The 22,420-nt window shown below is 67.0% G+C and carries 22 protein-coding genes; 10 read left to right on the forward strand and 12 right to left on the reverse strand.

Going from position 1 to position 22,420, the window contains the following annotated elements; translation table 11 throughout:
* Positions 1 to 76: 76 nt before the first annotated feature.
* The 3 genes from AC5P9P_RS07715 to AC5P9P_RS07725 all read right to left on the reverse strand — a co-directional run bounded on the left by AC5P9P_RS07715 (position 77) and on the right by AC5P9P_RS07725 (position 2,763).
* Positions 77 to 487 carry a VOC family protein gene (locus AC5P9P_RS07715; RefSeq protein WP_005410627.1) on the reverse strand — a complete coding sequence of 137 codons (411 nt, stop codon included), beginning with the start codon at positions 485 to 487 and terminating at the stop codon, positions 77 to 79.
* A 103-nt stretch (positions 488 to 590) separates the two neighbouring features.
* Entirely contained in the window at positions 591 to 1,958 is a 1,368-nt protein-coding gene (locus tag AC5P9P_RS07720; RefSeq protein WP_005410628.1) for an amino acid permease, read from the reverse strand.
* A gap of 82 nt (positions 1,959 to 2,040) precedes the next feature.
* Complete coding sequence (locus AC5P9P_RS07725; RefSeq protein WP_005410629.1) at positions 2,041 to 2,763, reverse strand: helix-turn-helix transcriptional regulator; 723 nt, start codon at positions 2,761 to 2,763, stop codon at positions 2,041 to 2,043.
* Positions 2,764 to 2,877: 114 nt separating this feature from the next.
* Between AC5P9P_RS07725 and AC5P9P_RS07730 the strand changes: the two genes are divergently transcribed.
* Both AC5P9P_RS07730 and AC5P9P_RS07735 read left to right on the forward strand, forming a co-directional pair.
* Complete coding sequence (locus AC5P9P_RS07730) at positions 2,878 to 4,968, forward strand: catalase (RefSeq protein WP_049404557.1); 2,091 nt, start codon at positions 2,878 to 2,880, stop codon at positions 4,966 to 4,968.
* 22 nt (positions 4,969 to 4,990) lie between these two features.
* Complete coding sequence (locus AC5P9P_RS07735) at positions 4,991 to 5,467, forward strand: hypothetical protein (RefSeq protein ID WP_495232675.1); 477 nt, start codon at positions 4,991 to 4,993, stop codon at positions 5,465 to 5,467.
* A gap of 9 nt (positions 5,468 to 5,476) precedes the next feature.
* On the opposite strand, the gene AC5P9P_RS07740 is transcribed toward AC5P9P_RS07735, so the two are convergent.
* The gene (locus AC5P9P_RS07740; RefSeq protein ID WP_495232676.1) at positions 5,477 to 6,217 is read right to left on the reverse strand and encodes an alpha/beta fold hydrolase; all 741 of its coding nucleotides are present in this window, start codon (positions 6,215 to 6,217) and stop codon (positions 5,477 to 5,479) included.
* A gap of 140 nt (positions 6,218 to 6,357) precedes the next feature.
* Here AC5P9P_RS07740 and AC5P9P_RS07745 point away from each other — a divergent pair, with 140 nt between their 5' ends.
* Positions 6,358 to 6,897, forward strand: coding sequence for a hypothetical protein (locus tag AC5P9P_RS07745; RefSeq protein ID WP_049430607.1), 540 nt, complete (start codon positions 6,358 to 6,360; stop codon positions 6,895 to 6,897).
* 14 nt (positions 6,898 to 6,911) lie between these two features.
* Positions 6,912 to 7,202 (forward strand): hypothetical protein, encoded by a 291-nt coding sequence (locus AC5P9P_RS07750; RefSeq protein ID WP_005410634.1) that lies wholly within the window; start codon positions 6,912 to 6,914, stop codon positions 7,200 to 7,202.
* 89 nt (positions 7,203 to 7,291) lie between these two features.
* Here AC5P9P_RS07750 and AC5P9P_RS07755 read toward each other — a convergent pair whose 3' ends face one another.
* A complete protein-coding gene (locus AC5P9P_RS07755) occupies positions 7,292 to 9,418 on the reverse strand; it encodes a methyl-accepting chemotaxis protein (RefSeq protein ID WP_005410635.1) in 2,127 nt (708 codons plus the stop codon).
* A 232-nt stretch (positions 9,419 to 9,650) separates the two neighbouring features.
* On the opposite strand from AC5P9P_RS07755, the gene AC5P9P_RS07760 reads away from it, so the two are divergent.
* Both AC5P9P_RS07760 and AC5P9P_RS07765 read left to right on the forward strand, forming a co-directional pair.
* Positions 9,651 to 10,613: a L,D-transpeptidase family protein gene (locus tag AC5P9P_RS07760; RefSeq protein WP_005410636.1), complete on the forward strand. Its 963-nt coding sequence runs from the start codon at positions 9,651 to 9,653 to the stop codon at positions 10,611 to 10,613.
* A gap of 4 nt (positions 10,614 to 10,617) precedes the next feature.
* Complete coding sequence (locus tag AC5P9P_RS07765; protein ID WP_049404551.1) at positions 10,618 to 11,295, forward strand: M23 family metallopeptidase; 678 nt, start codon at positions 10,618 to 10,620, stop codon at positions 11,293 to 11,295.
* Here AC5P9P_RS07765 and AC5P9P_RS07770 read toward each other — a convergent pair.
* From AC5P9P_RS07770 to hflK, 5 genes are all read right to left on the reverse strand, one after another.
* Positions 11,231 to 11,893 (reverse strand): hypothetical protein, encoded by a 663-nt coding sequence (locus tag AC5P9P_RS07770; protein WP_049404549.1) that lies wholly within the window; start codon positions 11,891 to 11,893, stop codon positions 11,231 to 11,233. The two genes, AC5P9P_RS07765 and AC5P9P_RS07770, sit on opposite strands and share 65 nt — an antisense overlap.
* Positions 11,894 to 12,010: 117 nt before the next feature.
* Positions 12,011 to 13,303, reverse strand: coding sequence for an adenylosuccinate synthase (locus AC5P9P_RS07775; protein WP_005410639.1), 1,293 nt, complete (start codon positions 13,301 to 13,303; stop codon positions 12,011 to 12,013).
* Between the two features lie 462 nt (positions 13,304 to 13,765).
* Positions 13,766 to 13,951, reverse strand: a complete 186-nt coding sequence (locus tag AC5P9P_RS07780; protein WP_005410640.1) for a DUF2065 domain-containing protein — start codon at positions 13,949 to 13,951, stop codon at positions 13,766 to 13,768.
* 67 nt (positions 13,952 to 14,018) lie between these two features.
* The gene (gene hflC / locus AC5P9P_RS07785) at positions 14,019 to 14,882 is read right to left on the reverse strand and encodes a protease modulator HflC (RefSeq protein ID WP_495232677.1); all 864 of its coding nucleotides are present in this window, start codon (positions 14,880 to 14,882) and stop codon (positions 14,019 to 14,021) included.
* Positions 14,879 to 16,012: an FtsH protease activity modulator HflK gene (gene hflK, locus AC5P9P_RS07790; RefSeq protein WP_049431656.1), complete on the reverse strand. Its 1,134-nt coding sequence runs from the start codon at positions 16,010 to 16,012 to the stop codon at positions 14,879 to 14,881. Before hflK ends, hflC begins: the two co-directional genes overlap by 4 nt.
* 153 nt (positions 16,013 to 16,165) lie before the next feature.
* Between hflK and AC5P9P_RS07795 the strand changes: the two genes are divergently transcribed.
* Both AC5P9P_RS07795 and pilH read left to right on the forward strand, forming a co-directional pair.
* A complete protein-coding gene (locus tag AC5P9P_RS07795) occupies positions 16,166 to 17,161 on the forward strand; it encodes a YhdH/YhfP family quinone oxidoreductase (RefSeq protein ID WP_005410643.1) in 996 nt (331 codons plus the stop codon).
* 88 nt (positions 17,162 to 17,249) lie between these two features.
* On the forward strand, positions 17,250 to 17,621 hold the full coding sequence (pilH, locus tag AC5P9P_RS07800; RefSeq protein ID WP_005410644.1) for a twitching motility response regulator PilH: 372 nt from the start codon (positions 17,250 to 17,252) through the stop codon (positions 17,619 to 17,621).
* An 88-nt stretch (positions 17,622 to 17,709) separates the two neighbouring features.
* On the opposite strand, the gene AC5P9P_RS07805 is transcribed toward pilH, so the two are convergent.
* The gene (locus AC5P9P_RS07805) at positions 17,710 to 18,603 is read right to left on the reverse strand and encodes a DnaJ C-terminal domain-containing protein (RefSeq protein ID WP_005410645.1); all 894 of its coding nucleotides are present in this window, start codon (positions 18,601 to 18,603) and stop codon (positions 17,710 to 17,712) included.
* A gap of 260 nt (positions 18,604 to 18,863) precedes the next feature.
* On the opposite strand from AC5P9P_RS07805, the gene AC5P9P_RS07810 reads away from it, so the two are divergent.
* Both AC5P9P_RS07810 and AC5P9P_RS07815 read left to right on the forward strand, forming a co-directional pair.
* A complete protein-coding gene (locus tag AC5P9P_RS07810; RefSeq protein WP_005410646.1) occupies positions 18,864 to 19,346 on the forward strand; it encodes a peroxiredoxin in 483 nt (160 codons plus the stop codon).
* A gap of 29 nt (positions 19,347 to 19,375) precedes the next feature.
* Positions 19,376 to 19,951 (forward strand): ferritin-like domain-containing protein, encoded by a 576-nt coding sequence (locus tag AC5P9P_RS07815; RefSeq protein WP_005410647.1) that lies wholly within the window; start codon positions 19,376 to 19,378, stop codon positions 19,949 to 19,951.
* 72 nt (positions 19,952 to 20,023) lie between these two features.
* On the opposite strand, the gene pbpC is transcribed toward AC5P9P_RS07815, so the two are convergent.
* Positions 20,024 to 22,405 carry a penicillin-binding protein 1C gene (pbpC, locus tag AC5P9P_RS07820; protein WP_049431662.1) on the reverse strand — a complete coding sequence of 794 codons (2,382 nt, stop codon included), beginning with the start codon at positions 22,403 to 22,405 and terminating at the stop codon, positions 20,024 to 20,026.
* Between the last annotated feature and the right edge of the window lie 15 nt (positions 22,406 to 22,420).

The raw sequence follows: 22,420 nt of genomic DNA on the forward strand, positions 1-22,420 counted from the left end.
AAAGAGAACGGCCCGCGCAAGCGGGCCGTTTTCATGAGGGCGGGTAGACCAGGGTCCACACCCACGGTAATCCCGATCACGGGTCCGGCATCTGCCCCAGGCTCAACTGCCACGACACGCCGAAGCGATCCTGCACCCAGCCGTAGCGGTTGCTGAAGTCATAGTCGCCCACCGGCATCAGCCAGTGGCCGCCCTCGCCCAGCACGCGCGCGGCGCGCTCGAACTGCTCGGCGCCGGAGCACTCGACGAACAGCGAGATCGACGGGCTGAAGGTGAAATCGTGCACGTCCAGGCTGTCAAAGCACAGGTAGTGGGTGCCACCGAGCAGGAAGATGGCCTGTCGGACCTGCCCGGGCACGCCGGCACCGGCGCCGTCCGGATGGCGCTGCATTGCCAGCAGGCGGAAATCGGCGAAGGCCTCGGCGTACAGGGCCAGGGCGGCCTCGGCCTGGCCGGTAAACATCAGGAAGGGGCGACTGCGCAGCATGCGGTACTCCCGGTCGACGGGCCGATGACGGCCCACACGATGAGGATGGCACGGCGGATGTGCAGCCTCCGTGGTAGTGCCGGCCGCTGGCCGGCAGCTTCAGTCACGCCTCGCGCATGCGCCGCGCGATGGCGCTGCCGGCGGCGATGGTGGCGGTCAGCGCCACCATCGACAGGAACTGCAGGCGGGTGTGCGACTCGCTCAGCAGCAGGCCGAAGATCAGTGCCAGGATCGCCAGCGCGCAGCAGGTCAGCCACGGGAAGCCGGCCATGCGGAACGGCAGCCGGGTACCCAGGCGATCCGCGCGGCGGCGCAGCACCAGCTGCGACACCAGCGACAGCGTCCACACCAGCAGGCAGGTGGAACCGACGATGTTCAGCAGCACCGGCAGCACCCGGTCCGGGAACAGCAGCTCCATCACCGTGGCGGCGAAACCGAACAGCACGCTGGCCAGCACGGCAATCACCGGCACCTGGCGCGGATCGGTCCAGCCCAGCACGGCCGGCGCTTCACGACGCTGCGCCAGCGAATACATCATGCGCGAGGCGCCGTAGAGGTTGGCATTGAGCGCCGACAGCAGCGCGATCACCGCGATCAGGGTGATGGCGGTGCCCGCGCCCGGGATGCGGGCGATATCCAGCACGGCGGCAAACGGCGACTTCAGCGCTTCGCTGGTCCACGGTACGACGGCGATGATCACGCTCAGCGAGCCGATATAGAACACCAGGATGCGCCACGCCACGGTGCGGATGGCACGGGCGATGCTGCGTTCCGGATCTTCGGTCTCCGCCGCCGCAACGGCCACGATCTCGGTGCCACCGAAGGCAAAAACGACAACCAGCAGTGCAGCGCCAATACCGGCCAGGCCCTTCGGCGCGAAGCCACCATGCTCGGTGAAGTTGCTCAGGCCCGGCGAGGTCACCTGCGGCAGCCAGCCCATCAGCAGCGCCACGCCGATGGCGATGAAGGCCAGGATCGCCGCCACCTTGAGGATGGCGAACCAGAATTCGAACTCGCCGAAGTTCTTCACCCCGAGCAGGTTGATCGCGGTGAAGAACAGCATGAAGGCCAGCGCCGCCATCGGTACAGGTACTGCTGGCCAGACGGTGGCCAGCAGACCGGCCGCTCCCACCGCCTCGGCGGCGATCACGATCACAAGCTGCACCCACCACAACCAGCCGACGGTGGCACCGGCGGTGGCGCCCATGGCATCGGCGGCATAGACCGAGAACGCGCCGCTGGTCGGTTTGGCCGCCGCCATTTCGCCCAGAGCGTTCATCACGATGATCACCAGCGCGCCGGCGACCAGATACGACACCAGGACCGCCGGACCGGCCGCCTGCACACCCACGCCCGAGCCGAGGAACAGGCCGGCGCCGATGGCGCTGCCCAGGCCCATCATGATCAGCTGGCGGGGCTTGAGCGAATGTCCGAGGCGGGACGGTGAAGCGGTCGGAATCGAGTTGGGCATCGGCAGGGCTGGCGGCGGGCTACAGGGGCGACACCTTACCCTGTCCCATGCCCGCGGGGATAGGCACAGCGCAGCAGGCGGCTCAGGCCAGTGCCGGCTCTCCGACACTGCCACCAATACGGGCGCGGTAGGCACGCGGCGAGAAACCGGTTTCAGCCTTGAACTTGCGGGTAAAGGCGCTCTGGTCGCTGAAACCGCAGGCCTGGCCGATGCTGGCGATGCTCTCGTCACCGTGCAGCAGGTGCATGGCCATCTGGATCCGCAGCCGGGTCAGCACCTGCTGCGGGGTCATCTGGAACACCTTGCGGAAGCTGCGCTCCAGCTTGGACAGCGAAAAACCGGTGATGTCCAGCAGGGTCTGCATGCGCACGTTCTCGGCGTAGTGCGCGTTGAGGTGGGCCAGCGCCAGCCGCAGCTGCTCGTACTGGGTACCCAGACTGTCCTTCTGGCCAAGGTCGCGGGAAATGCCGATCAGGCCCTCGATGGCCCCATCGACCACCAGCGGACGCTTGCAGGTCAGGCACCAGCCCGGTTCGCGGTTGGCGAACAGGTGCAGCTCCATCAGGTTCTCGATCACCTCACCGGCCAGCACGCGGGCGTCCTGGTCCACGTAGTCGGCGCTCAGCCCGGTCGGGTAGATCTCCGCCGCGGTACGCCCGATCACGTCCTTGCGGGCGCGCAGGCCCAGCCGCCGCAGCATGGTCTGGTTGACGTGGGTGTAACGCCCCTGAAGGTCCTTGATGAAGAACAGCACATCCGGGATGGCGTCGAACAGGGCTTCGATGTCGGCGGGCTCGACTCGCATGGAGCAAGCATACCCGAGCCTGCTTTTGCCTGTACGTTCACCTTTGCCGGACCTCGGTTTAACGGGCCCGGTTCCAGTGTCGTGGTTCTCTTTGAGCATCCGGAGCCAACGTCAATGGCCGCCAGCAAGCCGACCGGCAAGCGCGCAACCACCCACGCCGAGAACCACCACCGCGGCAGCGGCGATGAACTGCACCAGCAGGCCGGGGGCAGTCATCCGGCGATGACCACCGATCAGGGCATCCCGGTGGCAGACAACCAGAACTCCCTGCGGCAGGGACCTCGGGGGCCTACGCTGCTGGAGGACTTCATCCTGCGCGAGAAGATCACCCACTTCGACCATGAGCGCATTCCCGAGCGCATCGTGCACGCCCGCGGCAGCGCTGCGCATGGCTACTTCGAGTTGACCCGATCACTGAAGGCGCATACCCGCGCGCGCATCCTGACCGAGGTTGGCGTGAAGACACCCGTGTTCACCCGCTTCTCGACCGTGGCCGGTGGCGCAGGTTCAGTGGACACCCCGCGCGACGTGCGCGGCTTCGCGGTGAAGTTCTATACCAGGGAGGGCAACTGGGACCTGGTCGGCAACAACATGCCGGTGTTCTTCATCCAGGACGCCATGAAATTCCCGGACCTGGTGCACGCGGTGAAGATGGAACCGGACCGTGCCTTCCCGCAGGCCGCGTCGGCCCATGACACGTTCTGGGACTTCATTTCGCTGATGCCCGAATCGATGCACATGATCATGTGGGCGATGAGCGACCGCGCCATACCGCGTTCGCTGCGGATGATCGAAGGCTTCGGTGTGCACAGCTTCCGCCTGCTGAACGAGGCCGGCGAGTCAACGTTCGTCAAGTTCCACTGGCGGCCCAAGCTGGGTATCCAGTCCACGGTCTGGGACGAAGCGCTGAAGCTGCAGTCGGCCGACAATGACTTCCATCGCCGTGACCTGTTCGAGGCCATCCAGCGCGGCGACTTCCCGGAATGGGAACTGGCGGTGCAGTTGTTCACCGAAGAAGACGCCGACGCATTCCCGTTCGATCATCTGGACCCGACCAAGATCATTCCCGAATCGCTGGTGCCGTTGCAGGTCATCGGGCGCATGGTGCTGGACCGCTGGCCGGACAACTTCTTCGCCGAGACCGAGCAGGTGGCTTTCTGCCCGGCCAACGTGCCACCGGGCATCGACTTCAGCAACGACCCGCTGCTGCAGGGGCGCCTGTTCTCCTACCTGGACACCCAGCTGCTGCGCCTGGGCGGCCCGAACTTCCACCAGATCCCGGTGAATGCGCCCAAGTGCCCGTTTGCCAATCATCAGCGCGACGGCCACATGCAGATGCAGGTTCCCAAGGGCCGGGTGGCCTACGATCCCAGTTCGCTGCAGGAGGACACCCCGCGCGAGACGCCTGCCGGATTCCGCAGCCATGCCAGCGCCGACGATGGCCGCAAGGGTCGCACCCGCGCGGAGAGTTTCGCCGACCACTACAGCCAGGCCCGCATGTTTTTCCGCAGCCTCGAAAAGCCGGAGCAGGCGCACCTGGCATCGGCGCTGGTGTTCGAGTTGTCCAAGGTGGAAACGCTGAAGGTGCGGGTACGCACCGTCAGTCACCTGCGCAACATCGATGACTCACTGGCGCAGCGCGTGGCCGATGGTCTGGCGTTGCCTGCACTGCCCGACCCGGCGCCGACCGCTACTCCAGTGCGGGACATGCCCCCCGCCCCCGAAGTACGGGTGATCGGTCGCAACAAACCCACCCTGCAAGGGCGCTGCATCGGCATCCTGTTCGATGAGGGTTCTGATGCCCGGATCATTGCCAGCCTGAGCAAGGCAGCCAGGAAAGCAGGTGCGGATGTGAAGCTGGTCGCCCCCAGAGTGGGTGGCGCCACGCTCAGCGATGGCGCGCTGCAGGCGGCGGATGGGCAACTGGCGGGCACCCCGTCGGCCGTGTTCGATGCAGTAGCCGTGGTGCTCAGCCCGGAAGCGGCGAAGGCCTTGTCGAAAGAGAGTGCAGCCATCGAATTCGTCAGCCAGGCGTGGGCGCACCTGAAGGCCATCGCCAGCGATGCGGGCGGCCAGACGCTGCTGAAGGCGGCAAGGGTCGGCAACGACGCCGGCATCGTCGAAGCGGAAGACGCCAAGGCATTCCTGGCGGCGGCCGCCACCCGCCAGTGGGCGCGCGAACCCAAGCTGCGCCTGCTGGCCTGACTACAGCAACAGGAGAACTGTCATGCCCCGTGGTGACAAATCCGCATACTCCGATAAACAGAAGCGCCAGGCCGAGCACATCGAGGAAAGCGAGCGCGAGCGCGGTGCCAGCGAAGGCACGGCCGAGCGCATTGCCTGGGCGACCGTGAACAAGCAGGATGGTGGTGGCAAGCGTAGCGGCAGCGCGCGCAAGGGTACGAAGAAGGCGACCACCAAGAAGGCTGCCAAGAAGGCGCCTGCCAGAAAGTCGGGCACAAAGAAGGCCACGACCAAGACGACGGCGGCGAAGAAGGCCCCTGCGAAGAAGACGACAGCCAGGAAAGCGGCGGCAAAGAAGGCACCGGCTCGCAAGACAGCCACAAAGAAAACCGCAAAGAAGACAGCGGCCAAGAAGGCCGGTACAGCCGCCTCGCGCAGTGCTGCAGCGAAGAAGGCGGCGAAGAAGACCGTGCGCAAGGTGGCGGCGAAGAAGGCCGCGCGTACCCGCGCGCGCGGCTGAGTCCTTCGATCAGGGCGACAGCGTCCTCATCCACGCTGCAACTTCGGCCGCGGATGCGTCAGCGCGTGCCTGCAGCAGCAGATGCGGCCCTTCCAGCGAAACATGCCGGGCATCCGGCAAAAAGGCCTGAAGTTCTGCCACGCTGGGCGGCCACAGCAGGCGGTCATGGCACGCGTGCAGGCACAGCGTCGGCACGTCGATTGCCGGCAGCAATGCGCGTACGTCGACGCGCAGGGTCGCTGCGGCGCGTCGCCGCAATGTGGCCGCCGGAATCCGGGCCAGCGCATCGCGCAGCATCGATACGTGGTCGCGGGTGCGCCACCGCCCCAGCAGCAGGCGCGCCAGCAACGCCACGGGAGGCAAAGGCCAGGCCGGCGTCAACAGGGCTGCGCTGGCTGCCGGCAATGGCAACGGCCGACGCGCAAAGGTCGCGGCAAGCACCAGTCCGCGCAGCCCGGCGGGCTGTCGCGTGGCCAGTTCAACCGCCAACGGGCCCGAGAAGGACTCGGCAAGCAGGATGAAGGGATGGCCGGGCAGCTGCGACCACAGCCGTTGGGCCAGCGTGGCGTGATCCTGCCCTCCCTGCGCAGGCAGCGTAATCGCCTGCGTCGTCAGCCCATGAGCCTGGAGTGCTGACAGAAACGGGATCGACAGTCTGCCGGAGCCATCCAGCCCGGGCAGCATCAGCACGTGCTGCGGCGTGGGTGATGCTGAATCACAGCCCGGCTTTTCCTCGCGCCCGATTCTCATGTCACCTCCTTTGCTGGCAAGCATCGCCCACATCGGCAGGCAGCGGAACTTTCGCTCCGGCTCTCCTGCTGCTTTGCCAGTCAAGGTTGAGCGATACTGCCCGCTCTGCCGCGGGACGCGGCTGCCAAGGAGAGCCTCTGATGCGATGGACCTACGCGCTGGCCATGATGGTCATGATGCTGCCACTGAACAGTTCCGCCAACGATGGCTGGATAAACGGGGCAGGCAAGGCGATGCCGGAGACCGATGCCATGAAATCCAGCGGTGGCTTTGCGGCATCGCTGCTGGTCACCTCCGATGCCGACTGGCGGGCCAAGTGGGAAACCCCACCAGAGTCCACTCCCGGTTTTACCCAGGCCGACGAAGTCCACCCGGGCGGTGAATTGTTCCTGCTGACATTCCTGTCCAACCCGCAACTGGATGAGAACCGCGTGCCCAAGGTGCACTGCGATCTGCGCATGCTGCGCCCGGACGGCAGTACCAGCATCGACGAACGCGATGTTCCCTGTTTCACCGCTGCCCTGCCCGGCCCGCCAACCCTGTTGTACATGACCAACCTGGACCTGAAGTTCGTGGCCGAGGCCAGTGATCCGAAAGGTACGTGGACTGCGCAGGTGGTGGTCAGGGATCTGCTGCGGAATGTGAGCCTGCCTCTGCAGGCTCACTTCGACGTCCGTTGAACGGAGGCGTGCGGATGAAGATGCGGCGATTACTGAGCTGGACCGGTCTTGCGCTTTGCGTGGTCTACCTGCTGTTGACCGCATGGCTGGTTCACGGCGCGCAGTCGGATGCGGACCCGAAGGGGGCCTATATCCTGATGTCGCTCCCCATCACCCTGCAGTCTGCTGCACTCGATGCCATCGGCGCAGGCAGCCTGCTGTACGGCAAACCCTGGTCGACCGCGTATGCAGTACTGGTTCCGCCAACACTGCTGTTGCTGTACGCAGCCGGCTGGCTGATCGAACGCGCCGCGCGCGGCCGCTAGCCAGCGGCACCGACCGGTTGCGTGCATGCGGTGCCCTGCATGCGGGGCATCGCATGCAGGGCGTCATCCAACATCCAGTCGCAGGTTGCTTACGCCGCCTGCGCAGGCACGATGGGCATGCGCGCGCCCTGCTCCACCTTGAACACCGCCACCGACGTGGTCAGCGCATGCGCCTGTTCCTCCAGCGCGCGGCTGGCGGCAGTGGCTTCTTCCACCAGCGCAGCGTTCTGCTGGGTCACCTGGTCCATCTGCACCACCACCTGGTTGACCTGCTCGATACCGGCGGCCTGTTCCTTGCTGGCCGCTGCGATGTCGCTCATCAGCTGCGTGGTGCGCGAGCTGGCCTGGGCCACGCGGGCGATCGCGGCTTCCGATTCAACGGTCACCGCCAGGCCGCTCTTCACCTTGGCAGCAGCGTCTTCGATCAGCTCCTTGATCTCCTTGGCGGCGACACCGGCACGCTGTGCGAGCGTGCGTACCTCGCTGGCGACCACGGCAAAACCACGGCCCTGCTCACCTGCACGCGCGGCTTCAACCGCAGCATTCAGCGCCAGGATGTTGGTCTGGAACGCGATGCCGTCGATCACGGTGGAGATTTCCGAGATGCGTGCCGAGGACTGATCGATCTCACCCATCACCGACGCCATCTGCGCCATCGCCTGCTCGGTCTCGCGTACGGCGGCACCGGCGGCGTGCGCTTCACTGTCGGCCTGACGAGCGAGCTCGGCATTCTGGCGCACAGTCGAGGTCAGTTCCTCCATCGATGCGGCGGCTTCTTCCAGGTTGGCGGCCTGCTGCTCGGTGCGGCGCGACAGGTCGTTGTTGCCGGCAGCCAGTTCCTGCGCCGCGTTGTTGATGCTGTCGGCGGCCACCTGGATGCCACGCACGATGCCGGTCAGCTGCGCGGTGGTGGTGTTGGCGTCGTCACGCATGCGGGCGAACACACCGTCGTACTCGCCGTCCATGCGTGCAGTCAGGTCGCCGTGCGAGATCGCACGCAGCACATCGGAGACATCAGCAATGCTGGCCTGCGAACTGGCCATCATGCCGTTGAGATGCTCGACCATCGCCTTGAACTGGAACTGGAACGCAGCGGCATCGCCACGCATGCTGAAATCACCGGCGCGCGCGGCCCGGGCCAGTGCATCGATCTGCGCGTTGATCGCCATCAGGCTCTGCTTCACTGCGGCCAGGGTGCGGGTCAGCGTACCCTTCTCGCCCGGGTAGTCCGGCAGGTCGCGGCTGAGGTCACCGATGGCGTAGCGCTGCATCACTTCGGCCATCAGCAGTTCCACCTGCACGTGCGATTCGACCAGGCTGTTGGTGGCCTGCACCATGCGGCCGAAATCACCGGGGAAGGCGCTGGCGTCCATGCGGTAACGGATCGCACCCGCCTCGTGCTGTTCGGCCATCTGCAGCTGCGCGCCGATCGCCGCCTGCACACTCTGGCGCACGCTGGCCATCGCCTCGCCCAACTGGGTCAGTTCGTCACGGCCGCCGAGGCGGAACTCCTGATCCAGCTGGCCCCTGGACAGGCGCTCGGCCAGGTTCACCGCGCGGGCCAGCGGGCCGGTCAGGCTGCGGCCGATCATCACCGAGGCGGCGATGCCGACCAGCAGTGCAACGCCGCCCAGCACCAGCAACTGCAGCAGGCTGCGCTCGCCCAAGCGGATCGCCTCGGCGGCCGCCTCACGGCTTTCCTTCTCTTCGAAGTCCACGCCATCGGACAGCGCCTTGTTCCAGCCGTTGGCGGCTTCCTGCACCGGGCCCAGGGTCAGCGCCACGGCGCCCGGGTAGTCGCCCTGCTCCATCAGTTCGCTGGTCTGCTTGTTGAGCGGACGCGCGATGGCACGCTTGGCGGCGATGGTCTCGGCAATGGCCTTGCCCTCGGCGTCGCTGGGCAGCGCCTGGTAGGCCGTCCAACTGGCCTCATAGCGCTTGACCAGATCGGCGATGCGCTGCTCATCATGGCCACGGTCATCGCCCTGGCGGATCAGCATCTCGCGGCGAACGACCATCATCTGGTTGTTGGCATCGAGCATCTGCGAGAGCAGGCGCACCTTGGCCACGCTGACATCGACCACCTGCTGCATCGCGCGCTTCTGCACGACACTGGCGGTGGCGCCGGTGGCCACCACGGCCGCAACCAACAGCAGCAACAGGCCAAAGCCCAGCCCAAGACGCCAGGCAACCCTGACATTCCTCAAGTAGTTCATCGGTACATCCAAAACGGGGGGATGTGGCGTTATCGGCGGCCCGCCAGGCAATCTTGATCGCCAACCGCCAATGGCGTGGGGCACCATTCACCTTGGTGAGCCCTTGGCCGGCGGCACCCGCGCGGGGACGGTCGCGCAACGACCCGACTGCTCATGCAGACGTCAGATCTCTTTCACGGTGGCTCGGCGCGGCCTGCAGGCAAGGTGGTGGCGTCATCTGCTGGAGTTCCCAATGCCATTACCCGTGTACCGATCCACCCTGCTCGCTCTCTCGCTACTGGCATCGCCGGCGTTCGCGCAGGCACCGCCCCCTGGACTGCCCGCCCCCATCGCCGAGAAGGCCGGACCGGACACCGCAGCACGTTCCGCCCTGCATGCCCAGGTGCTGCTGGACCGTGCGAATTTCTCGCCCGGCCAGATCGACGGTGAAGTGGGCAGCAACCAGCGGCGCGCGGTGTCGGGTTTCCAGGCGGCGCACGGCCTGACCGTCACCGGTGAACTGGACGACGCGACCTGGCAGGCCCTGCAGGCTGATACGGTCACCCCCTTGGCCAGCTACACGCTGACCAGCGAGGATGTCGCCGGGCCGTTCCAGGCGGTGCCGAAGGGCCCCGCCGCACAGGCCAAACTGAAATCGCTGGGCTTCAACAACGTCGAAGAGTCGCTGGGCGAACGCTTCCACGCATCCCCTGAGCTGTTGAAGCTGCTCAATCCGGGCGTGGATCTGAGCAAGGCGGGCAACCGCATCCAGGTGCCCAATATCGCACCATCGCCGCTACCGAAGGCGGCCAAGGTGGTCGTCGACAAGTCCGATTCCAGCCTGCAGTTGCTGGATGCGCAGGGCAAGGTGATCGCTCAGGTGCCGGTTTCCTCCGGCAGCCAGCACGATCCGCTGCCGATCGGCGAATGGAAGATCCTGGGCGTGTATCGCGACCCGCCGTTTCACTACAACCCCAAGCTGTTCTGGGATGCGCGCAAGGGCGAAAAGAAGGCGACACTGCCGCCGGGCCCGAACAATCCAGTCGGCCGGGTCTGGATCGATCTGTCGAAGCCACACTACGGCCTGCATGGCACGCCCGAGCCCGGCCATGTCGGCAAGACCGAGTCACATGGCTGCGTGCGCATGACCAACTGGGATGCGCTGCGCGTGGCCGATGCGGTGGATACCTCCGTCCCCGTGGTGATGCAGGAGTGAGCCGATGCGTCTTTCGCAGCTGATCGTAGTGGGCGTTCTGCTGGGACTGGGGGCCGGCTGGTGGCTGCGCCGCGATGCAGGCGAGCCGGTAGCCGCCTCGCTGCCGGAAGCACAACCGGCAGCAGCTGTGGCGCCGGCCAAGGGATCCCTAGCGCCGCTCGACACGGCCCCTGCCCCCGCCGCCACCGCACCGTCAGCCGCGCGGGCTGCGGATGCGCCGTCCGGTCTGCTGCTGCCGGTACAGGGCGTCCTGGCCTCCCAGCTGCGCGACACGTTCACCGATGCGCGCAGCGAAGGCCGCGTGCACGATGCCATCGACATCATGGCCGATGCCGGTACGCCGGTGCTGGCAGTGGCCGATGGCACGGTGGAAAAACTGTTCGACAGCGAGCGCGGTGGCCTGACGATCTACCAGTTCGAGCCCAGCGGACGCTGGTGCTACTACTACGCGCACCTGCAGCGCTATGCCGATGGCCTGACCGAAAAGCAGGTGATCAGACGCGGGGAGGTGATCGGTTACGTGGGCAGTACCGGCAACGCCAGCCCTGAGGCCCCGCACCTGCATTTCGAGGTGCACGTGCTGGGACCGGAGAAGCAGTGGTGGAAGGGGGAATCGATCAATCCGTACCCACTGCTGAATCCGCCTGCTTCGAAGCCCGGTGCTGCCAGCGCCGCAAGGTGAACGTGAACACCGCCAAGGCAGCCCCTGGAATCAACAGGAGCAGTGCCGCCACTTTCCAGAAGAAGAACGGCCACAACCAGACATAATCCAGGTCAGTCAGCTTCAACAGATCCAGTGGCGGCTGCAGCTCGACGGTGGCCGCGCGATCGGCCAGCGCCGGGTCCACCTCCAGCACGGTTACCCGCACCCATGAGCGGCCGCGTGGCAATGCGTCGCCACGGCCATAGCCGAAGTAGGACGCCATGAGGCCGCTGGACTCAACCGAAGCCAGCGCACGATTGATGCCCTGCCCGGCCACTCCCGAACGCTCCCCTGCGCGGAAGTCTCCATGATCGGTCGGAGTTTCGATGCGCAGCAGCACCTCGGGGTCAGCCTCCGTACCGTCCGCGGCATAGCGCAGGCGCAGCCGCAGTTGATCATCGATGAGGCGGTAGACGGTGATCTGGGCGGTTGCGCCAGGGCTCAGCACCAACGGCACCGTCTGCGTGCGCGAAGCCAGGGTATTGGCGGCCGCGCCCAGCACCAGTACCAGGCAGGCGATGCCCCACAGGCCCCACAACACCCACAGGGTGATCCGCACGACCGTTTCGCCCTTCACGCTGACATCCTGGTCATCGCTTTGCTTCCTCGCCGACCCCGCTGACACAGTAACGAAAAAGCCCCGCTTGCGCGGGGCTTTTCCTGTCACCTACGCCGGGCAGCGCCCGGCGTTACCTCAGGCAAACGGATCCTGCAGGACCATGGTGTGGTCGCGGTCCGGGCCGGTGGAGACGATGCTGATCGGGCAGCCGGCCAGCTCTTCCAGCGAACGCAGGTAGGCGCGCGCAGCCGGCGGCAGGTCGTCCCAGTTGGTGATGCCGTGGGTGTTCTCGCTCCAGCCCGGGAACTCCAGGTACACCGGCGTGCACTCTTCCCAGCCCTGCGCGTCCAGCGGCGCGTACTCGGTGCGCTTGCCGTTGTATTCGTAGGCGATGCAGACCTTCAGCTTTTCCATGCCGTCCAGCACGTCCAGCTTGGTGATGCACAGGCCGCTGATGCCGTTGATGGCCACGGCACGCTTCAGCGCGACGATGTCCATCCAGCCGCAACGACGCGGACGGCCGGTCGAGGCACCGTACTCGGCGCCGCGGTCACGGATGCCTTGGCCGACTTCGTCGTCCAGCTCGGTCGGGAAAGGTCCACCGCCGACGCGGGTGGCGTAGGCCTTGGCGATGCCCAGCACGTAGTCGATCGAATCGGCGCCGACGCCGGAACCGGCCAGCGCGCCACCGACGGTGGTGTTGGAGCTGGTGACATACGGGTAGGTGCCGTGGTCGATGTCCAGCAGCGCGCCCTGCGCGCCTTCGAACAGCACGCGCTTACCCTGCTTGCGCAGGTCGTGCAGGATGCCGGCCACGTCGGACTTCATCGGCTGCACGTATTCGCCGAAGGCCAGCGCTTCGTCGAAGGTCTTCTGGAAGTCGACCGCATCGGTGTTCAGATACTTGGTCAGCACGAAGTTGTGGTAATCCAGCGCGGTGCGCAGCAGTTCTTCCAGCTGCTTCGGGTAATGCAGGTCGGCGATGCGGATGCCGCGACGCGCCACCTTGTCTTCGTAGGCCGGGCCGATGCCACGGCCGGTGGTGCCGATCGCCTTGCCACCGGCAGCGCGCTCGCGCGCCTGGTCCAGGGCGATGTGGTACGGCATGATCAGCGGCGCGGCCGGGGAGATCTTCAGGCGCGACCGCACTTCCACGCCGGAGGCTTCCAGCTCGGCGATTTCCTTCTGCAGCGCGGCCGGCGAGATCACCACGCCGTTGCCGATCAGGCACAGCGCGTCGTCACGCAGGATGCCCGACGGGATCAGGTGCAGGACGGTCTTCTTGCCGTTGATGACCAGGGTGTGGCCGGCGTTGTGGCCGCCCTGGAAGCGCACGACGGCGCCGATTTCCTCAGTGAGCAGATCGACGATCTTGCCCTTGCCTTCATCGCCCCACTGGGCACCCAACACTACGACAGACTGACCCATGACGGGCTCCTCGATTTGTTGCGGCCATCGGGGCCGCGGACGGGTAAACCGTGGCGGGCTGGCCAGCACCTGCAAGGCGGCTCCAAACGGGGAGCGGCCGGCGATGGAAGGCCCAGACACGGAAAAAGCCGAACGGGGAGGCCCGTCCGGCTTTTGTGCATTATCCGGGTTTCCGGGGTCGGGTGCCACCTTTCCGACGGGTGGCTTTACCGGCCGGTCAGCCGCCCCGCCCGGTCGTGCCGGCCACTGGCCGGCAATGCCAACCAAGGTTGGCATCCACCAGAGCCTGGCCACGCAGGAGCAGGTCGGTCAGCCGCCCCGCCCGGTAGTGCCGGCCGCTGGCCGGCAACGCCAACCAAGGTTGGCATCCACCAGAGCCGGGCCATGCATGTGAACGCAGGCGGTAGTGCCGGCCGCTGGCCGGCAATCCCGGGTTGCCGGCCAGCGGCCGGCACTACCCTTTCAGTGGCGGGCCCACCACAGCAGGCTCAGGCCGGCCAGCAGCACCAGCCCACCGAAGCTGCGCAGGGCCGGGCTGGGCAGGTCCAGCAGACGTTCGGCCATGCGCTTCCAGGCGAACGGGGCGACGAACAGGAACAGGCCTTCCAGCACCGCGACCAGGCAGACAGCGGCAAACAGATCTTTCATGGGGGACTCCGGAAAAAGCACGGGGCCCGGCATATGGCCGGGCCCCGTGGGGTACTGCCCTGCGACCTCAGCGGTCGTTCTTCAGGTACTGCAGGAACGGGTCGTTCTTGTCGAGCACGATCACACCGTTGCCGTCGGTCATGGAGCCACGGTAGGCCTCCAGGCTGCGGTAGAACGCATAGAACGACGGATCGGCCGAGCCGGCCTTGCCGTAGATGCGGGCCGCCTCGGCATCGCCTTCACCGCGCAGGCGCTGGGCATCACGCTCGGCCTCGGCGATCAGCACGGTGCTGTCACGGTCGGCCTGGGCGCGAATGGTCAGCGACTGCTCCTCGCCCTCCGCGCGCAGCTTTGCGGCTTCCTGCTTGCGCTGGGCACGCATGCGCTCGTACACGTCGTTGATCACCTGGCTGTCGGTCGGCAGGTCCACCTGCTTGATGCGCAGGTCGATCATCTGCATGCCCAGGCCGGCCACCGCTTCGTTGATCCCCTTCAGCTGCTCGGCGATCAGCTCGCTGCGGTCGCCGGAGACCAGCTGCTGCAGGGTGCGCGAGTTGATCTGGTTGCGCAGAGAGTCGGTGATGATCGGTGCCAGGCGGGCGTTGGCGATGCGTGGATCGCCGCCGGTGGCACGGAAGTAGTCACCCACGTTGGAGATGTAGCCGATGGCGAAGAAGTCGACGCTGACGTCCTTCTGCTCGGCGGTGAAGTAGCGCGCCGGCGCGGTGTCGAGCACCTGGAAGCGGCGGTCGAAGACCTTCACCGTTTCCACCACCGGCACCTTGAAGTGCAGGCCCGGCTTGATGTCCGAACGCACCACCTTGCCCAGGTTCAGCACCATGGCGGTCTGGTCCTCACGGACCACGTACACCGAGCCGAGCAGGCCCAGCACCACCGTCACGATCACGGCGATCCAGATAGGACTCTTCATCGGCTGCCCTCCTCACGGCCGCTCGGTCGCCCGGTCGGGCGGCCCACCGGCCGGCCCGGATCACGGGAAGCTTCCGCCGCTGCACCCGGCAGCGACGGCATCACCACGTCCGGGTTGGCCACTGCGGCCGGAGCCGACGTGCTCGGACGGGTATCGCCGGTCATCGGCACGTAGATCAGCTGGCGGCCATCGCCACCGATCACCTTGCGGTTCTCGCTCAGTACCTGCTGCACGGTCTCCAGCCACAGGCGCTTGCGGGTCACTTCCGGGGCGTCCTTGTACTGGGCCTGCAACAGGCTGAAGCGCTGCGCGTCACCCTCGGCCTTGGACACCACGGCCTGCTTGTAGCCTTCAGCGGTGGTACGGGCGCGCGAGGCCTGGCCCCGGGCTTCCGGCACGACCTTGGCGGCGTAGGCCTGGGCTTCGTTGATCAGGCGTTCCTTGACCTGCTGGGCACCGTTGACCTCGTCGAAGGCCGGCTTCACTTCTTCCGGCGGACGGGCATCCTGCAGGGTCAGGCCGGTCACGGTCAGGCCGGTCTTGAACGCCTTCAGCAGCGCCTGCAGGCGCTCCTCGGCGGCCACGGCCAGCGGGCCACGGTTGTTCAGCACGGCGTTGAGATCGGCGCGGCCGACTTCCTCGCGTACGGCGCTCTGCGCCGACTGCTCCAGCACCTGGTTGGCATCGACGGTGCCGAACAGGTACTGCTGCGGGTCGTCGATGCGGTACTGGACGTTCAGCGAGACGTTGACGATGTTCTCGTCGCGGGTCAGCACCGGCACCTGGATCGAGAAGGTCTTGATCTCGGTGGCGTTGACCTTGGTGACCGATTCGATCGGCCACGGCAGCTTGAAGTTCGGGCCGGGCTGCAGGATGCGCGAGAACTGGCCGAAGCGCAGCACCACGCCACGCTGCTGTTCGCCGATCAGCTGGAAGCTGGAGAACAGCACCAGCAGCACCACGGCTGCCACCACCCAACGCACGATGCCGCCGTCGAACAGGTCCTTCAGCGGCCCGGGCAAACCGCCCCAGCCACCACCATTGCCACCGCCGCGTGACCCGAACGGCCTGCGTCGATTGTCCTCGGGGCCTTGTCCGCCCTTGTTGCCGCCGGGTGTATTCCAGGCCATGCACGCTCCATCAAGATTTGGGCTGCGGCGCGGGCCCTTCCCGCACCGCCAGCCGTGAAACCATCACCGATCATACAAGATGGGGCGGATCGGCAGGATCGAAAGGGGGGCAACGGGGTAAGGTGGTGTTTTCCTCGAAGTCAGGCAACGCCGATGGCCCCCACCACCCCGTTCACCGCCTTCCGCATCGAAAACGACGACGCCGGCTACCGCAGCGGCCTGGTCCGGCTTGGGGTCGACGACCTCAACCCCGGCCAGGTGCTGATCCGCGCCCACTGGTCCTCGGTCAACTACAAGGACGCGCTGGCCGGTACTGGAAAAGGGAAGATCCTGCGCCGCTTCCCGCTGGTGGGCGGCATCGATGTGGCCGGCACCGTGGTCGCCAGCACCGACCCGGACTGGCGTGAAGGCGACGCGGTGCTGGCCACCGGCTGCGGCCTCAGCGAGACCCGCGACGGCGGCTACAGCCAGTACGTGCGGCTGGAATCGCGCGCGGTGATCGCCCAGCCTGCCGGGCTGACCCCACGCGAGGCGATGGTGCTGGGCACCGCCGGCTTCACTGCGGCGCTGGCCCTGCTGCGCATGCAGGACAACCGCCAGACCCCGGAACTCGGCCCGCTGGCGGTCACCGGTGCCAGCGGCGGTGTCGGTGCGCTGGCGCTGTCCATCTTCAGCCGTGCCGGCTACAGCGTGCACGCGGTCAGCGGCAAGCCGGACCAGGCAGGATTCCTGCGCAGCATCGGCGCCACCGAGGTACTGCCGCGCGACGCGCTGGCCGACACCGGCGCGCTGCAGTCGGCCCGCTTCGGGGGTGGCCTCGATAATGCCGGAGGCGACATGCTGGCCAGCCTGCTGGCGCAGACCGTGCCCTACGGCAGCGTGGTCAGTGCCGGCCTGGCAGCCAGTCCGACGCTGGACATGACGGTGATGCCGTTCATCCTGCGCGGTGTCTCGCTGCTGGGCGTGTCCTCGGCCAATGCGCCACGCGGACTGCGTGAGGAAGTGTGGTCGCGGCTGGGGAGTGACTGGAAGCCGCAGCACCTGGACCGCATCTGCACCGCCGAAGTCGGCCTCGATGGCCTTCCTGCCGTGTTCGAACGGATGCTGGCGGGCGGTTCGCTGGGTCGCACCGTGGTGCGGATCGACTGAACGTCGCAGGCAGGCGACGGACGGCAGACGCGGCCCTCCCGCCGGTAATGGGCCCGCACTACACTGCGGGCATTACATGGGGAACAACATGGCACGCATTCTGATCGTCGACGACTCACCGTCGCAGCTGTTGGGGATACAGCGCATCGTCGAGAAGCTCGGGCACCAGATCCTGACCGCCACCGATGGCGCCGCCGGGGTCGAAACCGCCAAGGCCGAGCTGCCCGACCTGGTCCTGATGGACGTGGTGATGCCCAACCTCAACGGCTTCCAAGCCACCCGTACCCTCGCCCGCGACGAGGCGACCCGGCATATCCCGGTGATCCTGGTGACCACCAAGGACCAGGACACCGACCGCATGTGGGGCATGCGCCAGGGCGCCAAGGCCTACATCACCAAGCCGTTCTCGGAGGACGAGCTGTCCGAGGTGCTGGAGCGCGTGTTCGCGGGCCAGGGCTGAGACGCGCGCGGTAGTGCCGGCCGCTGGCCGGCAACCACGCATCACCGTCCAGGGCAATGAAGTTGCCGGCCAGCGGCCGGCAGTACCTTCAAATGGTCTCGCCGAACGCCTTGGCCAGATTGCGGTACGCCTTCTTCTGCGCCTCGTCGGTCGCAGCCGGGGCCACGATCTCGATCTCGACGATCTGGTCGCCATCCGGGTTGCCCGGCAGGCCACGCCCGCGCAGGCGCAGCTTGCGGCCGGCATCGGAATCGGCCGGAATCTTCAGTTCCACCGCGCCGCCCAGGGTCGGCACGCTGATGCTGGTGCCCAGCGCGGCCTGCCACGGCGTGAGCGGCAGCGTATAGAGGATGTTGCGGCCATCGACCTCGAACTGCGGGTGGGCGGCGTATTCCACTTCCAGCAGCAGGTTGCCGCCATGGTTGCCCTGCCCTGCCAGGCGGATCACCTGGCCCGGGCGGATGCCCTTGGGCACGCGCACGTCCAGCTGCTTGCCGTTGACGGTGATGCGCAGGCTGTCGCCGCTGTAGGCCGCTTCCAGTGGCACCGACAGCTTGGCGCGGGTATCGCGGTTGGGCGCATGGCCCTGGCTGCTGAAGCCCGGACCGGCCCCCGCGCCCGCTCCACCGCGCTGGCGCGCGAACAGGCTTTCGAAGAAGTCGCTGAAGCCGCCGTTGGGGCCGCCGCCACCGAACACTTCCTCGAAATTGAAACCACCGGCGCCGCCGTAGTTCGGCGGCACGTTGAACTCCTCGCCCGGGCGATAGCCCTGCGCGCGCAGCTGGTCGTAGGCCGCGCGCTTTTCCGGATCACGCAGCGCCTCGTAGGCCTCGTTGACCGCCTTGAACTTGTCTTCGGCCCCAGCCTCCTTGCTGACGTCCGGGTGGTACTTGCGTGCCAGCCGGCGGTAGGCGGTCTTGATCTCCGCCTCGCCCGCGCTCGGTTCCACCCCCAGGGTGGCGTAGTAATCCTTGAATTCCATCCAGCTACCTCGATTCGCTTCGGCCGCGCCGGTGGCGCCGCCCCGGGTTCATTCTACGCGCCTGCGAGGCTACGCCGCCCCTCGTGCGGCCCCGGTGAGGCCGACTGATCCTGCGCAATGCGGCTGCCATCCCCGTGCGCCACGCTGTGGCTGGAAGCCCCTGCCACAACGCCGGAAGATGGGGCCTGCACACCGGGTTTCCAATGTCTTGACGCCCCTGTCCCATCCGGCCCACTAGCCTGCCCCAGCAAGGAGTTCCCATGACCATCCATGTCGGCGACCGCATTCCGGAAGTGACCCTCAAGCGCATCCGCGAGGGCATTGAAACGCTTGATACGCATTCGTTGTTCGATGCGCGCAAGGTGGTGCTGTTCGCCGTGCCCGGCGCGTTCACCCCGACGTGCTCGGCACGTCACCTTCCCGGCTACGTCGAAAAGTTCGAGGCCTTCCGCCAGCGCGGCATCGACGTCTACTGCATGGCCGTCAACGACCCGTTCGTGATGAAGGCCTGGGCCGCCGACCAGAGCGTGCCCGACGGCCTTCTGATGCTGTCCGACGGCAACGCCGAGCTGACCCGCGCCCTGGGTCTGGAGCTTGATGCGAGCGCGTCGGGCATGGGAATCCGCTCGCGTCGTTTTGCCCTGTACGTCGACGACGGCGTAGTTCGAGAGGCCTGGGTTGAACAGCCCGGCCAGTTCGAAGTGTCTTCGGCCGAGTACGTGCTGGAGCATCTCCCCACCTGATTCCCCACCGCAGAAGGAAACGGCCAGCCATGTCCAGCAAGCCAGCCAAAGCCAGCAAGCCCGCCGCAAACGTTCCTGGCATCAGCGATCGCGCAACCCTGCGCGAGCGCGCCCGCCGCAACCTCGAAGACGGCGCGATCACAGACAGCTACAGCGCTGACCGCGAGGTGGTGATCAAGCTGCTCAACGACGCACTGGCCACCGAGTACGTCTGCGTTCTGCGCTACTACCGGCACTACTTCATGGCCAAGGGCATGCTGGCCGACGCGGTCAAGGCCGAGTTCCTGGAACATGCACAGCAGGAACAGGCGCATGCCGGCAAGCTGGCCGAGCGCATCGTCCAGCTGGGCGGCGAGCCGGATCTCAACCCGGATACGCTGACCGCGCGTTCGCACGCCGAATACAAGGAAGGCAGCGACCTGCGCGACATGGTGCGCGAGAACCTGGTGGCCGAGCGCATCGCCATCGACAGCTATCGCGAGATGATCAACTTCATCGGTGACCGCGATACCACCACCAAGCGCATCCTTGAAGAGATCCTGGCGCAGGAAGAAGAGCACGCCGACGAGTTCGCCGACCTGCTGGATGGGTGGATCGGGGAATAGCGGCCCCGCATACGCCTTGGTAGATGCCCACCCTGGTGGGCGCACTCATCACGTGCCAACCAAGGTTGGCACCTACCGCAGGACGTTGAACCTTACCTGTGTCCACGCGCCATCTGCCGCCAGCGCGGTCAAGGTGTGCGCGCCCGGCCCGGCGAACTCGCGCTGCATCAGCTGCGCGCCGTGCGTCTGTGCGATCCAGCGTCCATCGAGCAACCAGTCCACCGCCTGCTCGCTGCCCAGCGCGCGCAGCTGCAGGCGTACGCCATGTTCCGAATTCGGCGCGCGCGCCAGCGTGGCGCCATCGTTGAGCCCATCGATGTGCAGCGCAACGCTGGCCTCGCGGCCATCATCACGGCAGTCCGGCGACAGCGCCGGCAGCTGCGAGGCTTCGCGCGTGGCCTTGGACAGCCACGGCGACAGCAACGCTGGCCAGCGCGCGATCTCGCGCGCGACTTCTTCGTGCGGCAAGCGGCAATCGGCTGACACACGCAGACCGGTACGCGCATCGGCAAGGTAGCGCTGCCGACCCGGTTGCCAGCGCCGTGCTTCGCGTTCGGGGAAGGTCGGTGGTGCTGCCCCTTCCAGCAGATAGGCTGGCATCAGCCGCTGGCAGAGCGCAGCAGGCAGGCCTTCGGCATGCTCACCGGTCGGCCAGCAGATGTCTTCCTGGCTGACGCTGGCCGGCATCGGCGCAGCGGCCGAGTCACCGCGCTGGCGCGGCAGGCTGTCCACCACCTCGAACATCAGCGGCAGCGCGGTCACCGCGCCGTACTGGCCCGGTAGGGGTGTGCCGTCCGGCCGACCCACCCACACGCCCACGGTGTAGTGGCGGGTGCTGCCGATCGCCCACGCATCGCGGTACCCGTAACTGGTGCCGGTCTTCCACGCCACGCGCGGGCGGCCACCGACATCGAACGTCCCGACGCTATACCCCGGCCGCGGATTCGATTCCAGCATCTCGCGCACGATCCAGCTGGCGCCCGGCGAGGCCAGGCGCCGCTCGATCATCGGTTCGTCATCGGTGTAGCGCACGCGCCCGGCGATGCCGTTGCGGTTGAGCGCGGCGAACGCACCGACCAGATCTTCCAGCCGCGCACCGGTGCCGCCCAGGATCAGCGACAGGTTGGGCGTGCTGCCCGGCGGGAAGCGCAGCTGGATGCCGGAGTGCGACAGGCGCGCAGCAAAGCGCGCCGGACCGACCCGCTGCAGCAGGTCCACCGAGGGCACGTTGAGTGACAGCCGCAGCGCGCTGGAGGCGCCGATCGGCCCATTGAAGGCCATGTCGAAGTTGCCGGGGCGGTAGCTGCCGAAACTCTGCGGCGCATCGACCAGCAGGCTTTCCGAGTGGATCAGGCCATCGTCCAGCGCCATTGCATACAGGAACGGCTTGAGCGTGGACCCAGGCGAGCGCCAGGCCTGCACCATGTCCACGTGGCCGAGCCGCTGGCGGTCACCGAACGCCAGCGTGCCGACATAGGCACGCGCCTGCAGGGTCTGGTTGTCGACCACCAGCAGGGCCGCCGAGGTGCGCTCGGGCAGCGTGGAGAAGTAGCTGGCCACGCGTTCTTCCAGGGTGCGCTGCAGGCCGATGTCGATACTGCTCTGAATGCGTGCCTGGCCCGGATGCGCCGAGTGCAGGCGCTGTGCCAGCAACGCGGCATGCAGCGGCGGCCGCAGCGAGCGTGCGACCACGTTCTCGATGCGCGCATCTTCCACTTCTTCCGCTGTCCACGCGCCCAGCTCGGCCATGCGTGACAGCACCTTGTCGCGTGCCTTCTGCGCCGCTTCCGGATGGCGGTCCGGGCGCAGCCGGCTCGGCGCCTGTGGCAGCACCGCCAGCAACGCCGCCTCGGCATGCGACAGCTGCGCCGCCGGCTTGCCCAGGTAGGCCCAGCTGGCCGCTTCCACGCCCTCGATGGTGCCGCCGTAGGGTGCGCGCTCCAGGTACAGGGCCAGGATCTGCTGCTTGCTCAGGTGCACTTCCAACTGCACCGCACGCAGCATCTGCTTGAGCTTGCCCCAGGGCGTGCGCGTATGCGGATCGAGGATGCGTGCGACCTGCATGGTCAAGGTCGAGCCACCGGACACGATGCGACCACCGCGCAGCAGCTGGCCACTGGCACGCAGGATCGCCAGCGGGTTGATGCCCGGATGGCGCCAGAACCAGCGGTCTTCGTAGGTCAGCAGCGCCTGCAGGTACAGCGGCGAGACGCTGTCGGTCGATGCCGGATAACGCCACACGCCCTCGGCGTCGGCGAACGCACGCAGCGGCGTGCCATCGGCAGCCACCACCAGAGTGCTGGTATCGCGTTGCTTCGGCAGAGGCGGCGGGAAGACGAAATCCAGCACCAGCAGCAGTGCCAGCGTGGCGGCCATACCCCAGCGCAGCCACGGCCACAGTGGCTGCAGCCGGCGGCGCAGGGTCGCCAGCCGGGTCGTCATCGTGTTCTTCATTGCAGCGTGCCGCAT

Source organism: Stenotrophomonas sp. YJH_SMC_14-1, from assembly GCF_059372275.1.